This is a genomic window from Saccharomonospora sp. CUA-673, assembly GCF_001942305.1.
Classification (GTDB): domain Bacteria; phylum Actinomycetota; class Actinomycetes; order Mycobacteriales; family Pseudonocardiaceae; genus Prauserella.
Genome location: NZ_MKKE01000003.1, coordinates 66453 through 86224, shown reverse-complemented (window position 1 = coordinate 86224; position 19772 = coordinate 66453). Strand labels below are relative to the sequence as shown.

20 protein-coding genes and 3 pseudogenes are annotated in these 19772 nt (G+C 70.9%); 16 read left to right on the top strand and 7 right to left on the bottom strand.

Translation table 11 applies throughout. The annotated features are described in order from the left end of the window. Window positions 1-23 precede the first annotated feature (23 nt). The 7 genes from hemL (at window position 24) to BJF85_RS02005 (ending at window position 7985) form a co-directional block, all read left to right on the top strand. On the top strand, window positions 24-1328 hold the full coding sequence (hemL, locus tag BJF85_RS02035; RefSeq protein WP_083665844.1) for a glutamate-1-semialdehyde 2,1-aminomutase: 1305 nt from the start codon (window positions 24-26) through the stop codon (window positions 1326-1328). Further along, entirely contained in the window at window positions 1325-1954 is a 630-nt protein-coding gene (locus BJF85_RS02030) for a histidine phosphatase family protein (protein WP_075845516.1), read from the top strand. The genes hemL and BJF85_RS02030 overlap by 4 nt, the downstream gene beginning before the upstream one ends. A gap of 74 nt (window positions 1955-2028) precedes the next feature. Next, on the top strand, window positions 2029-2610 hold the full coding sequence (locus BJF85_RS02025; protein WP_075845515.1) for a TlpA disulfide reductase family protein: 582 nt from the start codon (window positions 2029-2031) through the stop codon (window positions 2608-2610). A gap of 243 nt (window positions 2611-2853) precedes the next feature. After that, window positions 2854-3708, top strand: coding sequence for a cytochrome c biogenesis CcdA family protein (locus tag BJF85_RS02020; RefSeq protein ID WP_075845558.1), 855 nt, complete (start codon window positions 2854-2856; stop codon window positions 3706-3708). A 101-nt stretch (window positions 3709-3809) separates the two neighbouring features. Then, window positions 3810-5342 (top strand): cytochrome c biogenesis protein ResB, encoded by a 1533-nt coding sequence (locus tag BJF85_RS02015; RefSeq protein WP_075845557.1) that lies wholly within the window; start codon window positions 3810-3812, stop codon window positions 5340-5342. A gap of 11 nt (window positions 5343-5353) precedes the next feature. Next, on the top strand, window positions 5354-6355 hold the full coding sequence (gene ccsB / locus BJF85_RS02010) for a c-type cytochrome biogenesis protein CcsB (RefSeq protein WP_075845514.1): 1002 nt from the start codon (window positions 5354-5356) through the stop codon (window positions 6353-6355). Between the two features lie 61 nt (window positions 6356-6416). Further along, window positions 6417-7985, top strand: a complete 1569-nt coding sequence (locus BJF85_RS02005) for a MinD/ParA family protein (protein WP_255375324.1) — start codon at window positions 6417-6419, stop codon at window positions 7983-7985. Window positions 7986-8182: 197 nt separating this feature from the next. Here the strand turns inward: BJF85_RS02005 and BJF85_RS02000 are convergent, their stop codons facing one another. Both BJF85_RS02000 and BJF85_RS01995 read right to left on the bottom strand, forming a co-directional pair. Continuing rightward, a complete protein-coding gene (locus BJF85_RS02000; protein WP_075845513.1) occupies window positions 8183-8365 on the bottom strand; it encodes a hypothetical protein in 183 nt (60 codons plus the stop codon). Window positions 8366-8461: 96 nt separating this feature from the next. Further along, on the bottom strand, window positions 8462-8671 hold the full coding sequence (locus BJF85_RS01995) for a BldC family transcriptional regulator (protein ID WP_075845512.1): 210 nt from the start codon (window positions 8669-8671) through the stop codon (window positions 8462-8464). A 464-nt stretch (window positions 8672-9135) separates the two neighbouring features. On the opposite strand from BJF85_RS01995, the gene BJF85_RS01990 reads away from it, so the two are divergent. The 3 genes and pseudogenes from BJF85_RS01990 to BJF85_RS01980 all read left to right on the top strand — a co-directional run bounded on the left by BJF85_RS01990 (window position 9136) and on the right by BJF85_RS01980 (window position 11158). After that, window positions 9136-9603, top strand: coding sequence for an Lrp/AsnC family transcriptional regulator (locus BJF85_RS01990; protein WP_075845511.1), 468 nt, complete (start codon window positions 9136-9138; stop codon window positions 9601-9603). A 3-nt stretch (window positions 9604-9606) separates the two neighbouring features. After that, window positions 9607-10095 (top strand): DUF4229 domain-containing protein, encoded by a 489-nt coding sequence (locus tag BJF85_RS26350; protein ID WP_083665842.1) that lies wholly within the window; start codon window positions 9607-9609, stop codon window positions 10093-10095. Next, window positions 10092-11158, top strand: a pseudogene (locus BJF85_RS01980) (PLP-dependent cysteine synthase family protein). Before BJF85_RS26350 ends, BJF85_RS01980 begins: the two are co-directional and overlap by 4 nt. A gap of 83 nt (window positions 11159-11241) precedes the next feature. Here BJF85_RS01980 and BJF85_RS01975 read toward each other — a convergent pair. Then, window positions 11242-12113: pseudogene (locus BJF85_RS01975) on the bottom strand (1,4-dihydroxy-2-naphthoate polyprenyltransferase). Between the two features lie 34 nt (window positions 12114-12147). Then, a pseudogene (menE, locus tag BJF85_RS01970) lies at window positions 12148-13306 on the bottom strand (o-succinylbenzoate--CoA ligase). A 263-nt stretch (window positions 13307-13569) separates the two neighbouring features. On the opposite strand from menE, the gene BJF85_RS01965 reads away from it, so the two are divergent. The 3 genes from BJF85_RS01965 to BJF85_RS01955 all read left to right on the top strand — a co-directional run bounded on the left by BJF85_RS01965 (window position 13570) and on the right by BJF85_RS01955 (window position 14649). Next, a complete protein-coding gene (locus tag BJF85_RS01965; protein WP_075845510.1) occupies window positions 13570-14004 on the top strand; it encodes an NUDIX hydrolase in 435 nt (144 codons plus the stop codon). A gap of 71 nt (window positions 14005-14075) precedes the next feature. Next, complete coding sequence (locus BJF85_RS01960; RefSeq protein WP_075845509.1) at window positions 14076-14354, top strand: type II toxin-antitoxin system RelE/ParE family toxin; 279 nt, start codon at window positions 14076-14078, stop codon at window positions 14352-14354. Then, window positions 14341-14649 (top strand): HigA family addiction module antitoxin, encoded by a 309-nt coding sequence (locus tag BJF85_RS01955; protein ID WP_075845508.1) that lies wholly within the window; start codon window positions 14341-14343, stop codon window positions 14647-14649. Before BJF85_RS01960 ends, BJF85_RS01955 begins: the two co-directional genes overlap by 14 nt. A 39-nt stretch (window positions 14650-14688) precedes the next feature. Here BJF85_RS01955 and BJF85_RS01950 read toward each other — a convergent pair whose 3' ends face one another. Further along, entirely contained in the window at window positions 14689-15126 is a 438-nt protein-coding gene (locus tag BJF85_RS01950) for a toxin-antitoxin system YwqK family antitoxin (protein WP_075845507.1), read from the bottom strand. A 143-nt stretch (window positions 15127-15269) separates the two neighbouring features. Further along, on the bottom strand, window positions 15270-16193 hold the full coding sequence (locus BJF85_RS01945; protein ID WP_075845506.1) for a 1,4-dihydroxy-2-naphthoyl-CoA synthase: 924 nt from the start codon (window positions 16191-16193) through the stop codon (window positions 15270-15272). 48 nt (window positions 16194-16241) lie between these two features. Between BJF85_RS01945 and menD the strand changes: the two genes are divergently transcribed. From menD to BJF85_RS01930, 3 genes are all read left to right on the top strand, one after another. Continuing rightward, window positions 16242-17909 carry a 2-succinyl-5-enolpyruvyl-6-hydroxy-3-cyclohexene-1-carboxylic-acid synthase gene (menD, locus tag BJF85_RS01940; RefSeq protein ID WP_075845505.1) on the top strand — a complete coding sequence of 556 codons (1668 nt, stop codon included), beginning with the start codon at window positions 16242-16244 and terminating at the stop codon, window positions 17907-17909. Between the two features lie 140 nt (window positions 17910-18049). After that, the gene (locus BJF85_RS01935) at window positions 18050-18238 is read left to right on the top strand and encodes a hypothetical protein (RefSeq protein WP_075845504.1); all 189 of its coding nucleotides are present in this window, start codon (window positions 18050-18052) and stop codon (window positions 18236-18238) included. 9 nt (window positions 18239-18247) lie between these two features. Beyond that, on the top strand, window positions 18248-18826 hold the full coding sequence (locus tag BJF85_RS01930) for a DUF3592 domain-containing protein (protein ID WP_369822050.1): 579 nt from the start codon (window positions 18248-18250) through the stop codon (window positions 18824-18826). Between the two features lie 7 nt (window positions 18827-18833). Here BJF85_RS01930 and BJF85_RS01925 read toward each other — a convergent pair whose 3' ends face one another. Then, window positions 18834-19664 carry an inositol monophosphatase gene (locus BJF85_RS01925; protein ID WP_075845503.1) on the bottom strand — a complete coding sequence of 277 codons (831 nt, stop codon included), beginning with the start codon at window positions 19662-19664 and terminating at the stop codon, window positions 18834-18836. Window positions 19665-19772 lie beyond the last annotated feature (108 nt).

The following is a 19772-nucleotide window of genomic DNA, read 5'->3' as shown; positions in this document are numbered from 1 at the left end:
CAGGCGTGACAGGCAGCAAGAGCATGGTCGAGAAGTCCCAGTCCTGGTTCCGGCGCGCTGCCGCGGCGACGCCCGGTGGCGTGAACTCCCCGGTGCGCGCGTTCGCGTCCGTCGGCGGTGACCCGCGGTTCGTCGTGAAGGCGGACGGTCCGTACCTGTGGGATGCCGACGACAACCGCTACGTCGACCTCGTCTCGTCGTGGGGGCCGATGATCCTCGGCCACGCCCACCCGGCGGTCGTCGAGGCGACGCGGGAGGCCGCCTCGCACGGCCTGTCGTTCGGCACGCCGACCACCGGTGAGGTCGAGCTGGCCGAGGAGCTCATCCGCCGCGTCGAACCCGTCGAGCAGGTGCGGCTGGTCAACTCCGGCACCGAGGCGACGATGAGCGCCATCCGCCTCGCGCGCGCCTTCACGGGCCGCGCCAAGATCCTCAAGTTCGCCGGTTGCTACCACGGTCACGTCGACGCGCTGCTGGCCCAGGCCGGCTCGGGCGTGGCGACGCTGGGCCTGCCGACCTCGCCGGGTGTCACCGGCGCGCAGGCGGCCGACACGATCGTCGTGCCCTATAACGACCTCGACGCCGTGCGTGCCGCGTTCGCCGACAATGCCGGCGAGATCGCCGCGATCATCACCGAGGGCGCCCCGGGCAACATGGGCGCCGTCCCGCCCGCCGAGGGCTTCAACGCCGCGCTGCGCGACATCGCCCACGAGGCCGGTTCGTTGTTGATCATCGACGAGGTGATGACGGGCTTCCGCGTGTCGTCGGCCGGTTGGTACGGCATCGACGGCGTCGCGGGCGACCTCTACACGTTCGGCAAGGTCATGTCGGGCGGACTGCCGGCCGCGGCGTTCGGCGGCCGCGCCGACGTGATGGCCAAGCTCGCCCCGCTCGGCCCCGTCTACCAGGCGGGCACGCTCGCCGGGAACCCCGTGGCCGTCGCCGCGGGCCTGACGACGCTGCGCCGCGCCGACGCCGCCGTCTACGAGGCGCTCGACGCCAACGCGCGGCGCATCGGCGACATCCTCGGCAACGCGCTGACGGCCGCCGGGGTCACGCACACGGTGCAGCTGGCGGGCAACCTGGTCACCGTGTTCTTCGGCGAGACCGCGCCGACGAACTTCGACGAGGTCGCCGCCACCGAGACGTGGCGCTACGCGCCGCTGTTCCACGCCTTCCTCGACGCGGGCGTCTACCCGCCGCCGAGCGCGTTCGAGGCGTGGTTCGTCAACGCGGCCATGGACGACGCGTCGTTCGAGATCATCGAGGCCGCCGCCCCCGCGGCCGCCCGTGCCGCGGCGGCCGCGACCGAGCCGGGGCGAGCATGAGCCGCACGATCGTCCACCTGCTGCGGCACGGTGAGGTCCACAACCCCGAGGGCATCCTCTACGGCAGGCTGCCCGGGTTCGGACTCTCCGACCGTGGCAAGGAGCAGGCGGTGCTCGTCGCGCAGGCGCTGCGGCCGCACAACCTGGTGCGGGTCGTCGCCTCGCCGTTGCAGCGCGCGCAGGAGACCGCCGCCCCGATCGCCGCCGCGCACCGGCTCGACATCACCACCGACGACCGGCTGATCGAGGCGGACAACGAGTTCGAGGGCCAGCGGGTCAGCGTCGGCGACGGCGCGCTGCGCAAGCCCGAACACTGGCCGAAGCTGCGCAACCCGGTGCTTCCCTCGTGGGGCGAGCCGTACCTGGAGATCGCGTGGCGCATGCTCGGCGCGGTGTACCGCGCGCGGGCGGCCGCCGAGGGCGGCGAGGTGCTGTGCGTGTCGCACCAGCTGCCCATCTGGACGGTGCGGCGCTACCTCGAGGGCAAGCGGCTCTGGCACGACCCGCGTTCGCGGCAGTGCTCGCTCGCGTCGCTGACCAGCCTCGTGTTCGACGGCGAGGAACTCGTCGACATCGTCTACAGCGAACCCGCGGGCACGACGGACCCGACGGTGACCGGCGCATGAAGGGACTGGCTGGGATGGCGCGTTCGGCTCGTGGGTCCGCTTCGGAACGGCCGTCGGGACGGCGCGCGTCCCGGATGCCGTGGCGGTTGGTCGCCGGGGCGTTGGCGGGTGCGCTGGTGCTCACCGGCTGCACCGCGGGCGACGACGCGGTCGAACGCGGCACCGAGTTCAACTTCGTCGCACCCGGCGGGCAGACCGACATCACCTACGAGGGCGAGGAACGCCAGGACCTGCCGGAGGTCGCGGGCGAGGACCTGTTCGACGAGGGCGAGCAGATCTCGAGCGAGGACTTCCACGGCAAGGTCCTGGTGATCAACATCTGGGGCCAGTGGTGTGGACCGTGCCGCACCGAGGCGCCCGAACTGCAGGACGTCTACGAGCAGAAGCGCGACGAGGGCGTGCAGGTGCTCGGCGTCGACGTGCGGGACTTCGACCGCAGCGCGCCGCAGGACTTCAAGCGCAACCGCGGGCTGACGTACCCGTCGATCTACGACCCGCCGGGCCGGTCGCTGCTCGGCCTGACGGGCTACCCGCGCAACGTCGTCCCGTCGACGATCATCGTCGACAAGGAGGGCCGCGTCGCCGCGGTGTACCTCCGCGACCTCCTCGCCGAGGACATCCTCCCGGTGGTCGACGACCTCCTCCAGGAGTCCTGAGCCCTTCGTCACACCGGGGCGGCTGGGCAGCGGCCGGGCAGCGCCTAAAAAGCTCCCAAGGGCCCTTTGGTTCCCTCTCACGCAACTATGGGGCCCACGGGAGCGCTCCTCGCCGCGCGCTCCGCACCACCGTCGCCGCGGACGTGACCCAGGCCGCATTGCCGCAGGTGAAGGCAGGGCCCGTGCGACTTCACGCCGACCTCATCCCCTAGTCTTGGGGTCGTGAACGCGACCGAGTTGGCGATGTCCGGACCGCTGTTGCTGGCGGCGGCCGTGGCCCTGCTGGCCGGGACCATCTCGTTCGCGTCGCCGTGCGTGGTGCCCCTCGTCCCCGGGTACCTCGCCTACCTCGCCGCCCTCGTCGGCGGCGACGCCCCGCCCGTCAACGCCGCGGAGGCCGAACAGGCCAAGCGGGCCACGGCCGCCAAGACCGCCGAGGACACGACCACGGCCGAGCAGGCCACGACGTCCGAGGACACCAGGACCGCCGAGCAGACGAAGACCGACACCCGACGCAGGCGGTCGGTCATCGGTGCGACCGCCCTGTTCGTCCTCGGCTTCACGGTGGTCTTCACCGCGGGCGTCGGCGGTCTCGTGTGGCTGGCCGACGCGCTGCTGGTCAACACCGAACTGCTGCAACGCATCGGCGGCGTCATCACGATCTTCATGGCGTTCGTGTTCCTCGGGCTCGTGCCCGGCCTGCAGCGCGAGGTGCGCTCGCACCACGTCCCGCGCGCGGGCCTGTGGGGCGCGCCCGTCCTCGGCGCGGTGTTCGGTCTCGGGTGGACGCCGTGCATCGGCCCGACGCTGTCCGGCGTGCTCGCCATCTCGGCGGCCAGCGGCAGCACGGGCGCGCGCGGCTTCGTGCTGGTGCTCGTCTACTGCATCGGCCTGGGCCTGCCGTTCCTGCTCATCGCGGCCGGCACGCGGTGGGCGGTGTCCGCCACCGACTGGCTCCGGCGCAACGGCCGCACGGTGCAGATCTTCGGTGGCGTGCTGCTGCTCGTCGTCGGCGTGATGCTCGTGTCCGGCCTGTGGATGGAGCTGACGTCGTGGATGCGGGACGCCTTCATCACCGACACGAGGTTGCCCCTGTGACCCCTGAGACGCCCGCCTCCGACGACGACGTTCCCGGCGGCGACCCGGCCGGAGACACGGCGACGAGCGACACTGCGACGAGGACCAACCACCGGACGCCGCTGCGCAAGGCGTGGGCGTTCGTGCGGAACACGTGGCGCGGGCTGACGTCGATGCGCACGGCGCTGATCCTGCTGTTCCTGCTGGCGTTCGCGGCTCTGCCGGGCGCCCTGCTGCCGCAGCGCAACCTCAACGAGAACAACGTCAACGAGTACATCTCCGAGCACGGCTGGTGGGGTCGTCTGCTCGACGACCTGGGCTTCTTCGACGTCTACTCCAGCGTCTGGTTCTCGGCGATCTACCTGCTGCTGATGGTCTCGATCATCGGCTGTCTCGTGCCGCGCACGCGCGACTACCTGCGCGGGATGCGCGCCAAGCCGGTGCTGACGCCGCGCAACCTGGCCCGCATGCCGCACCACGAGCGCACCACGACCGGCGACGACGTCGAGAGCGTCATGGCGGCCACGCGGTCGCGGCTGCGCGGGTGGCGGCTCGTCGAGCGCGAGGAGGCCGGCGGCGCGCGCAGCATCAGCGCCGAACGCGGCTACCTGCGCGAGACCGGCAACCTGCTGTTCCACTTCGGCCTCCTCGGCCTGGTCATCGCCTTCGCGGGCGGCGCGCTGGTGAAGTACGAGGGCCAGGTGATCGTGCTGGCCGACGGTTCGGAGTTCTGCAACTCCGGCATCTACAACTTCGACTCGTTCTACCCGGGCATCTGGGTCGACGGCACCGAGCTCAACGAGCTCTGCGTGCGGGTCAACGACTTCCACGCCGAGTTCGAGGCCGGCCAACCGGTGGCCTACGAGGCGGGCATCGACTACCAGTCCGGCGAGGACCTGGTCAACGGCACGTGGCAGCCCTACGACCTGGCCGTCAACAGCCCGCTGCGCACCGCGGGCGATCGGTTGTACCTGCTGGGCCACGGGTTCGCCCCGACGTTCACGGTGACGTTCCCCGACGGCGAGAGCCGCACGCACACCATCCAGTGGCGGCCGACCGACCAGACCACGCTGCTGTCGGAGGGTGCGACGAAGTTCGAGGAGCCGGGCATCACCGACCCGGTGGAGCGCAGGCAGAGCCAGCTCGCCGTCACCGGCCTGTTCGCGCCGACCCCGGCGATGCACGGCAACATCCTGTCCTCGGCAGGACCGCAGCTGACCAACCCGACTGCCGCCGTCGACATCATGCGCGGCGACCTCGGCGTCGACTCCGGCCGCGGGCAGTCGATCTTCGAGATCGACCAGTCCATGGTCGACGAGGGCAGGCTCGAGCGCGTCGCGCGCGAGAACCTCGAGGTCGGCGACTCGGTGACCCTGGACGACGGCACGCGGGTCTCGTTCGACGGCGTCGAGCGTTTCGTGTCGTTGCAGGTGTCGCACGACCCGACGCAGAACTGGGTGCTCGGGTTCTCGATCCTCATGTTCGCGGGGCTCGGTGCGTCGTTGTTCATCAAGCGGCGCAGACTGTGGGTACGCGCGACACCCGACGGTGAACGACGTACCGTAGTAGAAGTGGGCGGTCTCGCCCGCACCGATCAAGCCGGGTACGGCGAGGAGTTCACCCGGATCGCCGCGGACCTCCTCGGGCGTAAGTAGAAAGGCATCCGATGCCGATCAACGAGACGTTGTCGCAGTACAGCGACTGGTCGTACACCACATCCGTCGTCATCTACATCCTGGCGATGGTGTTCTACATGGTGGAGCAGTCCTTCGGGAAGCGAGGGAAGGCGGTCGCCGAACGCACGCGTAACCGCCAGCTCGTCACGGCCGGTGCGGGAACCGACGACACGGCGACGCAGGACGCTGACACGGCGACGCGGGATGCTGACACGGCCGGGCCGCGGCCGCCGCGTTCGCGCGCCGAGCGGTTCGGCCGGATGGGCGTCGCCCTGACGGTCCTCGCGCTGTTGCTGCACGGCGCGGCGCTCGTGCTGCGCGGTGTCGCGACGAACCGCGCGCCGTGGGGCAACATGTACGAGTACGTGATGATCACGTGCTTCGTGGCCGTGGTCGCCTGGCTGTGGCTGCTGCGCAAGCACCCGGTGCGGCACCTGTCGACGTTCGTGCTGCTGCCCAACGTGATCCTGATGTTCATCGGCGGCACGTGGCTGTACTCGGAGGCGGCGCCGCTGCAGCCGGCCCTCCAGTCGTACTGGCTGATCATCCACGTCGCGGCCGCCGCGGGCGCGTCCGGTGTGTTCCTGATCCCCGGTGTCGCGAGCATCCTTTACCTGATCAAGGCGCGGAACGAGAGCCGTCCGGAGAAGTTCGCGTCGTTCGCCTCGAAGCTGCCGGCGAAGGAGGTGCTCGACCGGATCGCCTACCGCACCACGGTGTTCGCGTTCCCGGTCTTCACCTTCGGCGTGCTGTGCGGCGCGGTGTGGGCCGAGGCGGCGTGGGGCCGGTTCTGGGGCTGGGATCCGAAGGAGACGGTCGCGTTCATCGCGTGGGTCATCTACGCGGCGTACCTGCATTCGCGGGCGACCGCGGGCTGGCGCGGCAACCGCGCCGCCGTCATCAACATCCTCGGGTTCGCCGCCACCGTGTTCAACCTGTTCTTCGTGAACCTGGTCACCACGGGCCTCCACTCGTATGCGGGAGTTGGCTGACGGAACCGCGGAGTCGCGGGTAGCGTCTCAGGAGCACCACGAACAGCGGAGGAAACAAGCGGTGACCGCAGGCAGCGACCCCACAGGGCAGGAACCGCAGAACCCTCATGGTGCCCGGAACGCTCCGGGTGCCCAGCATCTGAACGAGGAGCTCACCGATTCCACGCAGCCGCCCGCGGCGCAGGAATCGCCGGCCCTGCCCGACAACCCCGAAGCGACCCAGCGGGTGAGCCCGCCGAACAACCCGGCCCAGCAGGTGCCCGAGTCGGAGCAGACGCAACCCGCGGTGCATTACCCGGCGCAGCAGCCGTACGACCCGAACCTGCCCCCGCTCACACCCGAGCAGGGCGCGGCCGAGCCTGCGCAGCAGCCGGGATACGACCCTGCGCAGCAGCCGGGATATGACGCAGCGCAGCACGCGGCGCAGGCGCCGTATCAGCAGTACGCGCAGTACTCGCAGTTCGCCCAGCACGACCAGCAGGCGCAGCAGCCTCAGCAGTCGTATGCGCAGTCGTACTTCGACGGCCAGCACGGCATGCCGCCCGCCAACCAGTACCCGTCCCAGCAGCCGCAGGGCCCGGCGCAGGCCCAGCAGGCGCACGCCGCCCAGCCGAGCGCGCAGCCGGGTCAGGCCGCGCAGGGCGGCCAGGCGGGCCAGGGGCTTCCGCCGTTGCCGCAGCCGCAGCGTTCGGCGCAGGGTGGTGATTCGGACCTGTCCGGCAGCAGTCTCGTCAAGCAGACGAAGCGGCCGCCGAAGTCCGGCTGGCGCAAGGCGCTGTACGTCGGCACGGGCAAGCTGGTCAACCCCGGTGAGGGGCCCGCGGACCGGGCGCAGCGCGATCTGACGGCGCGCGTGCAGCAGCCGCTGCGCGGGTGCTACAAGATCGGCATCCTGAGTCTCAAGGGCGGTGTCGGTAAGACGACGACCACGACGACGCTGGGTGCGACGTTCGCGTCGCTGCGCGGCGACCGGGTGATCGCCGTCGACGCGAACCCCGACCGCGGGACGTTGTCGCAGAAGATCCCGATCGAGACGACCGCGACCGTGCGGCATCTGCTGCGGGACGCCGACCGGATCACGCGCTACAGCGACGTCCGCGCCTACACCTCGCAGGGCGGCAGCAGGCTGGAGATCCTGGCGAGCGAGCAGGACCCGGCGGTGTCGGAGGCGTTCTCGGAGAACGACTACCGGCGCACGGTCGACCTGCTGGAGCACTTCTACAACATCGTGCTCACCGACTGCGGCACCGGTCTGATGCACTCGGCGATGAAGGGTGTTCTGGACCTCGCCGATTCGCTGGTGATCGTGTCGTCCGGTTCGGTCGACGGGGCGCGGAGCGCGTCGGCGACGCTCGACTGGCTCGACGCGCACGGCTACGGCGAACTGGTGCAGCGGTCGATCACGGTGATCAACTCGGTGCGCCCGAAGTCGGGGTCGGTGGACCTGGAGAAGCTCACGGCGCACTTCTCGGCGCGCACGCGCGGTGTGGTGAAGATCCCGTTCGACCCGCACCTCGAGGAGGGCGCGGAGATCGACCTGGAGCGGCTGGACAAGAACACGCGCACCGCGCTGCTCGAGCTCGCCGCCACGGTCGCCGACGGCTTCGCCGCCGACCGGCTCGTCAGGTAAAGCTCGTCAGGTAAAGACCGCTCTTACCGGCAGGTCGCTGTCCTCGTAGCTGTCGCCCGCTCCCAGGTGGGGGCGGGCGTTCGGCTGTCCGCTGCCGGTTCTGTGCGGCCGGTTCTGTCGAAAAGTGCCTGAACAGACGACCGACCGCGCACCGGGGCTGGCGCCGGTGCGCGGTCGGTGGTCGAACGCCGGGGCCGCTACTTCTCGTCCTCGTCGTTCGTTTTCGGCTTCTGTTCCCCGAGCTTGCGCAGGAATTCCGGATCGTCGTCAGGTGCGACCGGACGCTGCCGGGTACTCGCGCCGACCCGTTCGGTGCCGAGTAACCGCCACAACACGACGGCTACGGTGATGGCGCCGACTGCCGCGAGCAGATAGAGCATGCCCGCTCCTTCCCATGGGGTGACTGCCTCCAGCCTAGCGCCTCATGGGTGCAAGCGGTCGGGTCCTGTTTGTCTGGAACGGTCCTGATCGTCCGTTCAGTGGGCGGGGACGCCGTTCGGGTCGGTGGTGAGCTCGGCGAGCAGCTCGTTGACCTCGGCTTCCCGGAACCGGCGGTGTCCGCCCGGCGTGCGGATCGATCCGATACGGCCTGCCGTGGCCCAGCGGGTCACCGTCTTCGGGTCCACGCGGAACAATGTGGCGACCTCACCCGGGGTGAGCAGTCGTCCTCCTGTGGTCGCGGTCACAATCCGCCTCCTTTACAACCACCGTTGTTCGTCGGTGCTGGGATCAGCACGGTCGGGGATATCTCCCCCGACCGTCATCAATCGTTGCACTCCGCCCGTCGGGTACTCGAACGGTTGTTGGAGAGTAAAGAGGAGGTAATGGACAAACGCCCCGGTTCGGACATAAGCCCAGGTGGATGACGCTTTACGTAGCGTCCCGTGCGCGCCGGGTGCCGACGCCGACCCCCAGCGTGGGCTTTACTTTGATCTCCGGTCCGCGAGATCTGCGTCGCACCCGCCGAGATCTGCGTCCTGCTCCGCGAAGTGTGCACCCAGCCCTGCGAAGTCCGCGTTCAGTCCCGCAAACCCGGCACCACATCACCCCGGGCAGCATCCAGTGCTGCCATGGTGTCCACCGCGTTCGGGTGTTCGGGCGGGTCGACCCGGGGAGTCGGTGGGCGCGGGGTGGCCTTTAACGTGGCCGGGTGGATCATCTCGATCGGAAGATCATCGCTGTCCTGCGGGACAACGGCAGGGCCACGTACGCGGAGGTCGGCCGGACCGTCGGGCTGTCGCCGTCGTCGGTGCACGAGCGGGTCGGCAAGCTCGAGGCCGCGGGGGTCATCACCGGTTACCACGCGACCGTCGACCCGCGGACCGTCGGACTCGGCGTGACCGCGCTGGTCGGCATCCAGCCCACCGACACCGCCTCCAACGACGAGATCGCCGACGAGCTGGGCGTGCTGGCCGAGGTCGAGAGCTGCTACGCGGTGGCGGGCGACGAGGCGTTCGTGGTGAAGGTGCGCGTCGAGACCGTCGACGAACTCGAGCACACCCTCGGCCGACTCCGCCGGATCGACGGGGTCGGGCGCACCCGCACGACCGTGGTGCTGTCCACCCGCTTCGAGGGCAGGCCCAACAACCAGACATTGGACGACGACGTAACCTCGTAGAGCGTGAACACCTCCGCATCTGCGACGTCATCCTCCGCCGCGTCGGCCGCGCAGTCCCCGCGGCTCGGCCGCGACCTGACGCTGTACCTGCTCGCGAGGTTCGCACTCGTCGCCGCCATCGCCGGGCTGCTCGTCCTCGTCCGGGTTCCGCTGGTGGTCGCGCTGCTCGTGGCGCTCATCGTCGGCCTGCCCCTGGGCATGCTGCTGTTCAAGGGCCTCAACGCCCGCGTCACGGCCGGCCTCGCCGCGCGCAACGAGAACCGGGCACGACAGCGCGCCCGCCTGCGCGCCGAACTCCGCGGTGACCGCGGCACCGACGACGCCGGCGCTGCCGAAGGCAGCTCCGACAGCTCCGACAGCACCGACAGCGACACGGCCGCTGTCGACGACGACACCGCGGATCAGGAGCCCGACACCGCGGATCAGAAGGCCGACACCGAGACCGGCGGCAAGGCCGAGTCGGGTAAAGAAGCGGGCAAGGACCCCGCGTGACGGACCGGCGCGGGTGGGTCAGTGAAGCCGTCCGCATCATCGAGGCCGACGCCAACCGGTCCGCGGACACGCATCTGCACGTCTTCCCGCTGCCGCCCGAGTGGGGCATCGACCTCTACCTGAAGGACGAGTCGGTCCACCCGACGGGCTCGTTGAAACACCGCCTGGCACGTTCGCTCGTGCTGTACGGGCTGGTGAACGGGCACATCGGCCCGGGCACGACGCTGATCGAGGCCTCCAGCGGGTCGACCGCGGTGTCCGAGGCGTACTTCGCGCGCATGCTGGGCCTGGACTTCGTGACGGTCGTGCCGCGGAAGACCAGCCAGGAGAAGATCGACCTCATCGAGTTCTACGGCGGCCGGTGCCACTTCGTGGACGTGCCGGTGGCCATGTACAGCGAGGCCGAACGGCTCGCCGCCGAATGCGGCGGGCACTACCTCGACCAGTTCACCTACGCCGAACGCGCCACCGACTGGCGGGGCAACAACAACATCGCCGAGTCGGTGTTCGCGCAGCTGGAGCTGGAACGGCATCCGGTGCCGGCGTGGATCGTCGTCGGCGCGGGCACGGGCGGGACGAGCGCGACGTTCGGCCGGTACGCGCGGTACCGCCGGTTCGACACGCGCATCGCCGTGGTCGACCCGGAGAACTCGGCGTTCTACGGCTCGTGGGAGACCGGGGCGCGCGACTACGCCACGGGCATGCCGTCGCGGATCGAGGGCATCGGGCGTCCGCGGGTGGAACCGTCGTTCGTGCCGGAGATCATCGACGAGATGTTCCGGGTGCCGACGCGGCGTCACTGGCGGCCATCCGGTTCCTGCGCGACACCACCGGGCACTGGGCGGGCGGTTCGACGGGCACCAATCTGTGCGGCGCGTTCACGCTCATCGCGCGGATGCTGGCGGCGGGGGAGCGGGGCAGCGTCGTCACGCTGTTGTGCGACGGCGGCGAACGCTACTCCAACACGTACTACTCCGACGAGTGGATCGCCGCCCAGGGCTTCGACCTCGCCCCCCACCGCAACGCCCTCGACACCTTCCTCGAAACGGGCCACTACCCGTAGAGCCGCCGGGACCCCGTTCAAAGCTCCCAAGGGCCCTTTGGTTGCGTTCAACGCGACTATGGGGCCCACGGGAGCATTGGCGCCTAGGAGAAGGTGAGGGCGGCGGCGGTCAGGAGCGACCAGGCGAGCATCGCCAGGCCGGTGTCGCGGAGCACGGGCACGAGGTCCAGACCGGTGCGTCCGCCGAGCATCACCCGCAGCGGCTGCACGAGCAGCAGCATCGCCGCGAGCGCCACGAACACGGGCGGGTGCGCCGCGCCCAGCGTCACCGTCAGCGCCGCCGCGACGCCCACGAGGGCCGCGTACAGCATCCGGGTGCGCTGGTCGCCGAGCAGCACGGCCAGGGTGCGTTTGCCGGCCTCGACGTCGGTGGGGATGTCGCGCAGGTTGTTGGCGACCAGCACGGCCGACGACAGTCCGCCGATCACGATGGCGCACGCGAGCGCCTCCCACGTGATCGTCCCGGCCTGGACGTACACGGTGCCGAGCACGGCGGCCAGTCCGAAGAAGACGAACACCGCGACCTCGCCGAAGCCGCTGTAGCCGTACGGTTTGCGCCCGCCGGTGTAGAACCACGCCGCGGCCAGGCACATGCCGCCGAGCAGCAGCAAGTTCCAGTGGCCGGTCGCGATCACCAGCACGAGTCCGCTGACCGCGGCGACGCCGAGGCAGCTCACCGCCGCCGTCAGCACGTGGATCGGTAGCGCGGCGCCCGAACCGACGAGCCGCAGCGGTCCGACCCGGTCGCGTCGGTGCCGCGGACGCCGTCGGAGTAGTCGTTGGCGAAGTTCACGCCGATGATCAGCGCCAGCGCCACCAGCAACGCCAGCAGCATGCGCCACCACGAGAACGCCTCCAGCTGGGCCGCGACGCCCGCACCCGCGACGACGGGGGCCACGGCGTTGGGCAACGTGCGCGGGCGTGCGCCTTCGATCCACTCTGCGACTGTCGCCATTCCGGCATTCTTTCGCGGACGCCGGATGCGGCGGTCAGCAGGCGGCCGACAACCGGGCGCGCACGGCGGCGCGGTCGACCTTGCCGGGTCCGATCAGCGGAAGTTCGTCGACGGCGTCGAGGAGTTTCGGGACGGCGGCCCGTCCGAGCCGGTCGCGCACGAGCGCGCGCAGCTCGCCGGCCGGGACGTCGGCGACCCCGGCCTCGAGCACGACGAGGGCGGCGATGCGCTGGCCCCATTCGACGTCGTCGAGGCCGACGACGCAGGCCGCGCGCACGCCCGGATGCGCCGTCAGTGCGGCCTCGACGCCGCCCGCGGGCACCTTCACCCCACCGGTGTTGATCATGTCGTCGAGGCGGCCGACGACGGTGAGCCTGCCGTCGTCGAGGCGTCCGACGTCGCCGGTGCGCAGCCAGCCGTCGGCCGTCAGCGCCTGTGCGGTGAGGTCGGGACGGAGCCGGTAGCCGTGGGTGAGGACGTCACCGGCGAGTTCGATGCGGTCGTCGTCGCCGAGGCGGACGTGCACGCCGTCGAGCGGCACGCCGTCGTAGACGCACCCGCTGGCGGTCTCGCTCATGCCGTACGCGGACACGGCGCGCACGCCGGCCGCGCGGGCGCGTTCGGCGAGGGCGGGGTCGAGTCGGGCACCGCCGAGGACGATCGCGTCGTAGGCGGCGGCGCTCTCGGCGGCGGGGCCGCCGGCGTCGAGCAGTCGGGCCAGCTGGGTGGGCACGAGCGCCGTGTAGTGCGGTCCGGCCGCGCGCCGCAGCTCGGCGGTGGCCTCGGCGAACGCGTCCGGACGGAAGCCGGTGGAGGTGTCGAGGACGACCGGGTCGCGCCGGCGAGGTGGGCGCGGGTGAGGACCTGGAGTCCGCCGACGTAGTTGGCGGGCGTGGCCAGCAGCCACCGGCCCGGACCGCCGAGCCGTGCGTGCGTGGCGCGGGCCGAGGCCGTCAGAGCCGCGGAGGACAGCAGCACGCCCTTCGCCTCGCCGGTCGACCCGGACGTCGGGATGATCACCGCCGTGCCGGGTTCGACGTCCTCGCCGGGCGCATGGCGGCGCGCAGCTCGGCGCTCGCGGGGTTGCGGGGATCGAGCGGCAACAGGGGTTCGCCGCCGGCGAGTGCGCTGCGCAACGCCGCGTCGAGCTCCGCGACCGAGCCCGGGGAACCGTCCGTGAACACGACCTGCACCGCCCCAGCCTAGGCCGCCCCACCGGCACCGAGGGCCACCCGTGGCGCCCCATGGCAGTGCACCCGGGGGTGTACCCGTGGGCCCCATGGTCGCTCGGATCAAGCACTGCCGCGCGGAGCGCGTCCGTTTGGGTGGCGGTGGGAGACGGGTGGGAGCGACGAATCTTCTTCACGCCGAGCATGCGCGGGAGGGCAGCGCCTTGGCGACCGCGGTATAACCGGCCGGGTCCGACGAGGTCGCCGACGACAAGGCAGGACATGCGATGGGTGAGATGCCGAAGCACTCGGTCAGCGTCGCGGGCATCGTCGTCGATTCCGACGACCGGGTTCTGGTGATCCGTCGCCGCGACAACGGGCGTTGGGAGATGCCCGGCGGTGTGCTCGAGCTGGGTGAGTCGTTCGAGGACGGTGTGCGTCGCGAGGTCGCCGAGGAGACCGGCATGAGTGTCGAGGTGGAACGGCTGACCGGCGTCTACAAGAACCTCAGTCGCGGCATCGTTGCGCTCGTGTTCCGTTGCAAGCCGGGCAGCAGCGACCTCGTTGCGCAGACCGACGAGGCCCGCGAGGTTCGCTGGATGAATCGTGACGAGGTCACCCGCTCCATGACTCCCGCCTTCGCAGTCCGTGTTCACGACGCGTTCGACACGCGGCCGCACACGCGCGCGCACGACGGAGTACAGCTCGTACCGACGTGGTAGCGACCACGAAGCCTGACGAGAGGCGAGACCTATCTGATTGACGTATAAACGTGCTGCGTATAGTCTGGTTGGTGATCCAGTCCTTCGCCGACAAACAGACGGAGCAGGTGTGGAACCAGGAACGCACCAGGCTTCATCCTGCGTTGCAACGCACGGCGCATCGCAAGCTGCAGTTGCTCAACGGTGCGGGCGCAGTGAGCGACCTGCGCGTACCGCCGGGAAATCGCCTGGAGAAGCTGCACGGCGACCGGAAGGGTCGGTACAGCATCCGTATCAATGACCAGTGGCGCATTTGCTTCATCTGGACCGACGGTGGACCCGAGGAGGTCGAGATCGTTGACTACCACTGACAAGGTGCACGGGCCGATCCACCCGGGGGAGATCCTGCGCGAGGAGTTCCTCGAGCCGTTGGGCATCAGTGTGAACAGGCTCGCGCGGGAGATTCACGTGCCGCAGTCGCGCATGGCCGAGATCGTCGCCGAGCGTCGCGGCATCAGCGCGGGCACGGCGTTGCGTCTGTCGCGCTTCTTCGGCATGTCCGAGGGGTTCTGGTCGACCTTGCAGGCGGATTACGACCGCCGGTGCGCCTTGGCCGAGATCGGCGACGACCTCGAGACCATCACGCCGCTTCCGCAGGCGGGCTGACCACGCCGAGCCCGCCTGGCGGTAGGCGTGCCGGGCGGGTCAGCTGTCTCGGTGTTGAGGGTCTCGGTGCCGCGTGGTCTTCTTCACGGTGCCGTCGGGGTTGTACTGCTCCCAGGTGCCGACCTTCTTGCCGTGCTCGAAGTCGCCGCGGTCGATGGCCCGGCCTTGGGCGTTCCACCGCTCCCAGGTTCCGTGTTTCTCCCCGTGGAGGAAACCGCCGCGCTGCATCAACTGCTCGTCGGCTCGGTACCAAGTCCACTGACCTTCCAGCTCGCCCTGGGCGAACCGGCCCTCGGAACGTAGCCGGCCGTCGTGGGCGTAGTGCTTCCACTCGCCGTGGCGCAGGTCGTCGACATAGGTGCCGACCATGACGCCGCCGCGGGCATCACGGTCGGTCCAGAGGCCCTGTTTGCGCTGCTGCTCGTCCCGCTCGTCCGGCGTCTCGGGAAGCGGGCGCGGGAGTTTGTCCGGACTCATCGAGCTCCTCCGTGGCGTGGGATGCACCCGTGGGCCCCATGGTCGCGCCCACCGCCTCCCACCGCCACCCAAACGGACACGCTCCGCGCGACGGTGCTCGGTTCCACGCGACCATGGGGCCCTCGGGAGCATGAATCCGGGGGTCAGTAGTAGTACGGGTGGTCGGTCCAGTCGGGGTCGCGTTTCTCGAGGAAGGCGTCGCGGCCCTCGACGGCCTCGTCCTGCATGTACGCCAGGCGGGTCGTCTCGCCGGCGAAGAGCTGCTGGCCGACGAGCCCGTCGTCGATCAGGTTGAACGAGTACTTGAGCATCCGCTGCGCCGTCGGCGACTTGCCCAGCACCTCGAACGCCCACTCCAGGGCTGTGGACTCCAGTTCGGCGTGCGGCACGGCCCGGTTGATCGCGCCCATCTCGAACGCCTCGGTCGCCGAGTACTCGCGGCCGAGGAAGAAGATCTCCCGCGCCCGCTTCTGCCCGACCTGCCGCGCCAGGTACGCCGAGCCGAACCCGCCGTCGAACGATCCGACGTCCGCGTCGGTCTGCTTGAACTTGCCGTGTTCGAGCGAGGCGAGTGTGAGGTCGCACACGACGTGCAGCGAGTGTCCACCACCCGCGGCCCAACCGGGGACGACGGCCATGACGACCTTCGGCATGAACCTGATCAGCCGTTGGACCTCCAGGATGTGCAGGCGGCCCGCGCGCGCCGGGTCCACCGTGTCGGACGTCTCCCCGCTCGCGTACTGATACCCGGAGCGACCGCGAATACGCTGGTCACCGCCGGAGCAGAACGCCCAGCCGCCGTCCTTCGGCGACGGGCCGTTGCCGGTGATCAGCACGCAGCCGACATCGGAGCTCGTCCGGGCGTGTTCGAGTGCGCGGTACAACTCGTCGACGGTGTGCGGACGGAACGCGTTGCGCACGTCGGGCCGGTCGAACGCCACCCGGACGACGCGTTTGCCCGAACGGCTGTCGGTGGAACGGTGGTAGGTGATGTCGGTGAACTCGAACCCCTCGACGGGCGTCCATGCGGTCGGGTCGAACAGTTCGGATACCTGGGTGTCATGCACGCCTGGGACAATAGGCGGTTCCACCCGAGGCATCGAGGGGGCTCGCAGGTGAACCCGTCCACCGCGCAGGCGAGGGTCATCGTCGACGAGCTGGTCCGCAACACCGTGTCGCACGTGGTGTTGTGTCCCGGCTCGCGCAACGCGCCGTTGTCGTTGGCGCTGCGGGACGCCGAGGCCGCCGGCAAGCTCACCCTGCACGTGCGCATCGACGAACGCGGCGCGGGGTTCCTGGCGCTCGGCATCGCGGCGCGCACGGGACGTCCCGTGGCAGTGGTCTGCACCTCCGGGACGGCGGCGGCGAACTTCCACCCCGCGGTGCTCGAGGCCGACCGCGCCGGCGTGCCGCTGATCGTGCTCACCGCCGACCGTCCGCCCGAACTGCGCGCCGCGGGCGCCAACCAGGTGATCGACCAGCAGCACCTCTACGGCGACGCGGTGCGCTACTTCGACGAGCTGGCCGTCGCCGAACGGCGCGCCGGGCAGAACGCGTACTGGCGCAGCCAGGTCTGCCGCGCGTGGAACGCCGCCTACGGCGAGTGGCGCTGCGGCCCGGTGCACCTCAACGTGCCGTTCCGCGAACCGCTGGTGCCCGACGACGATCCGCACTGGTACGAGTCGCTCGACGGCCGTCCCCGCGGCGCCCGCTGGACGGAGCTGCCCGAGTACGGGGCGTTGCCGTCGTTCGTGGTGCCCTCGACGCGGCACGGCCTGGTCATCGCCTGCGACGCCGGGGTGCACGCGGCGAGCGAATGGGCCTCGGAGCACGGCTGGCCGGTCCTGTCGGAGACCGGCGGGCTCGGCCTCGGCGGCGACACGGCGATCTCCGGTGGTCCGTGGCTGCTGGGCATCGAGGAGTTCCTCGACGAGCACAAACCCGAGCAGGTGCTGTGCATCGGGCGGCCGACGGTGTTCCGGCAGGTGCAGCGGTTGCTGTCGGACCCGGCCGTCGAGGTGCTGCTGGTGCGGCCGGACGCCGACTGGCCCGCGCCCGCGCACAACGTCCGCCAGGTGGGGCAGTGGTTCGACGCGCCGACCAAGCCGGCCGACCCCGAGTGGCTGGCGCGGTGGCAGCGTGCCGACGCCGCCGCCGTGACGGCCGTGCACGAGGCTCTCGCGCGCGAGCCGTGGCCCAACGGGCTGCGCGTCGCCGAGGAGCTGGTGCGCGGACTGCCGGAGGGGGCGCTGCTGGTGGTGGGGTCGTCGAACCCGGCGCGCGACGTGGCGCTCGTCGGCGGCCGGCGCCGCGACGTGCTGGTGCACCGCAACCGCGGCGTCGCGGGGATCGACGGGACCGTGTCGACCGCGGTCGGCGCCGCGAGCGTGCACCGGGCGCCGTCGTACGCGCTGCTCGGCGACCTGACGTTCCTGCACGACATCAACGGCCTGCTCATCGGCCCCGCCGAGGCGCGGCCCGATCTGACGATCATCGTCGTCAACGACGACGGCGGCGGCATCTTCTCGCTGCTCGAACAGGGCGCACCCGAGCACAGCGAGGGTTTCGAGCGGATCTTCGGCACCCCGCACGGCGCCGACCTGGCCGCCCTGTGCGCCGGCTACGGCGTGCCGCACCGCCGGGCCGACACGCTCGAGGAGTTCCGCGACGCGCTGACCCCGCAGCCCGGCCTGCGGGTCGTCGAGGTCCGCGCCGACCGCAGCCGCCACCGCGCCCTCCACGCCACCCTCCGCGAAGCCGTGGCCACCGCAGTCACCGGCTGACCACCGCCTGACCAGCCCGCCCCGGACCCGCGGACGAAGCTGGCCGTCGCCCGTCACGCCCCGTGAATTGTCGGATGCAAGCTGTACCGTCCCCGCATTGGACAAACGCCTGGACAGGCTCCGGGACAGGAGGAACCAGCATGGCCGGCAACGCGATCACGTGGGACGCCCTGCGCCGGGAGGCCGTCGCGCGCGGGCAGATCACCGAGGAGGGCGTACAGCAGGCGCGCGCCGAGCAGGATGCCTACGAGGCCGAGTACGAGCAGGCGCAGGTCGGGCACGTGGGCGTCGAGGAGACGAGGGGACGGCGGTTCGGTGGCGGCACCTAGGATTGCGGTGTGACCTCCTCGTCCCAGCCGTCACCCGAGTCGCCACCGGACAGCGACACGGCCGCTGACACGTCGGCCGACGCCGCGGCAGACACGGCGTCGAACGCGGCCGCCGGCCCGGCGAGTCGCACCGAGCGGAAGCAGCGGCGTTGGCGGATCGGCTCGTGGGTCGTGCTGGGGCTCGCGTTGCTGATCACGTTCGAATGCTTCGTGATCTCCGCGGGCGCGTGGGTCAACGACCGGGAGATCGCCAAGAACCGGGGCACGGCCGTCGCGCAGGTCGAGCAGGTCACGTGGGACCGCACCCTCATCCGCTACGACACCCCGGACGGCGAGTCGCACAACCCCGACCTGGGCGTGCTCTACCCCGACGGGCTCAGCCAGGGCCAGCTCGTGCGCGTCGAGTACGACATCACCGAACCCGACCTCGTCAAGGTCGCCGGCCGCACGTGGGTGCTCACCCTGCTGCCCACGAGCACCACCGCGCTGTTCACCTGGATGGTCGCCGGGCCCCTGCTGTGGCTGCTGCTCAGGCAAGCCGGCGGACGGATCCTGCCGCACCGCCGCCGACACCGCACCGCCGCCTGAGCGCCGCCTACTCCTCCTGGACGCCGGTCCACCAGTCGAAGACCTCGGCCGCGACACGCGGGGCGGCGACGAGCACCCCGTCGAGCGGCAGGGCCGACTGCTGACCCTGGCGGTCGAGCACCAGCGCACCCGCCTCGGTGGCCACGCCCAACGCGCCCGCGACGTCCCACTCGCGGTACCCGTCGAGGACCGCGGCGACCGCGTGGCCCAACGCCACCTGGGTCACCGCCAGCGCCGACGAGCCGAGGATCCGCGTGCCCGAATGGGCGCGGGCGGCGCGTTCGACGAACCGGCCCATGCCGTGCCACGCGTCGCCGCCGGTGAGCTCGGTGCACACGATCGATCCCGCCGTGCTCGCCCGCTCCGGCACCTCGATCAGCGCGCCGTTGGCGCGGGCGCCGCGTCCGCGGGCCGCGCTGTACAACTGGCCGCGATACGGGTCGGCCACCACGCTCACGACCGGTCCGTCCGGGTCGACCAGCGCCAGACTGTACGAGCACCACGGGATGCCGGCCACGTAGTTGGCGGTCCCGTCGACCGGGTCGACGACCCAGCGGTACTCGGCGTCGTCGGCGCCCGTGTCGCCGCCGTACTCCTCACCGACCACCGGGATGCCGGGAAACTCCATGCCCAGCACCCGCCGGGTGTGCCGCTCGAGCGTGCGGTCGGTGTCGGTGACCCAGTCGAACGGCGATTCCTTCGTGGTCGGCCGGGCGCCGCGGCCGGCCGTCGCGGTGATCACGTCGGTGGCATCGCCCGCGAGGCGTCCTGCCACCTCGAGCGCCTGGGAGAGCAGCCCGGGGTCCACCGGACGCAGCATGCGGGACGAGAGGGTCATGCCTCTCCACAGTGGCGATGACGGGTGTCCGGCATGCGAAGGGCAGATGACGCCTCGCTCGCGATCCGACGACGACTCGACCGGGTGGTCGCGCCCACGTTCCGGCGG

What these genes read in the sequence shown, in the direction of transcription:
- hemL (WP_083665844.1), top strand. Translation starts at nt 24, where the DNA reads ATGGTCGAGAAGTCCCAGTCCTGGTTCCGGCGCGCTGCCGCGGCGACG.
- BJF85_RS02030 (WP_075845516.1), top strand. Translation starts at nt 1,325, where the DNA reads ATGAGCCGCACGATCGTCCACCTGCTGCGGCACGGTGAGGTCCACAAC.
- BJF85_RS02025 (WP_075845515.1), top strand. Translation starts at nt 2,029, where the DNA reads ATGCCGTGGCGGTTGGTCGCCGGGGCGTTGGCGGGTGCGCTGGTGCTC.
- BJF85_RS02020 (WP_075845558.1), top strand. Translation starts at nt 2,854, where the DNA reads ATGTCCGGACCGCTGTTGCTGGCGGCGGCCGTGGCCCTGCTGGCCGGG.
- ccsB (WP_075845514.1), top strand. Translation starts at nt 5,354, where the DNA reads ATGCCGATCAACGAGACGTTGTCGCAGTACAGCGACTGGTCGTACACC.
- BJF85_RS02000 (WP_075845513.1), bottom strand. Translation starts at nt 8,365, where the DNA reads ATGCTCTATCTGCTCGCGGCAGTCGGCGCCATCACCGTAGCCGTCGTG.
- BJF85_RS01965 (WP_075845510.1), top strand. Translation starts at nt 13,570, where the DNA reads ATGGGTGAGATGCCGAAGCACTCGGTCAGCGTCGCGGGCATCGTCGTC.
- BJF85_RS01950 (WP_075845507.1), bottom strand. Translation starts at nt 15,126, where the DNA reads ATGAGTCCGGACAAACTCCCGCGCCCGCTTCCCGAGACGCCGGACGAG.
- BJF85_RS01935 (WP_075845504.1), top strand. Translation starts at nt 18,050, where the DNA reads ATGGCCGGCAACGCGATCACGTGGGACGCCCTGCGCCGGGAGGCCGTC.
- BJF85_RS01925 (WP_075845503.1), bottom strand. Translation starts at nt 19,664, where the DNA reads ATGACCCTCTCGTCCCGCATGCTGCGTCCGGTGGACCCCGGGCTGCTC.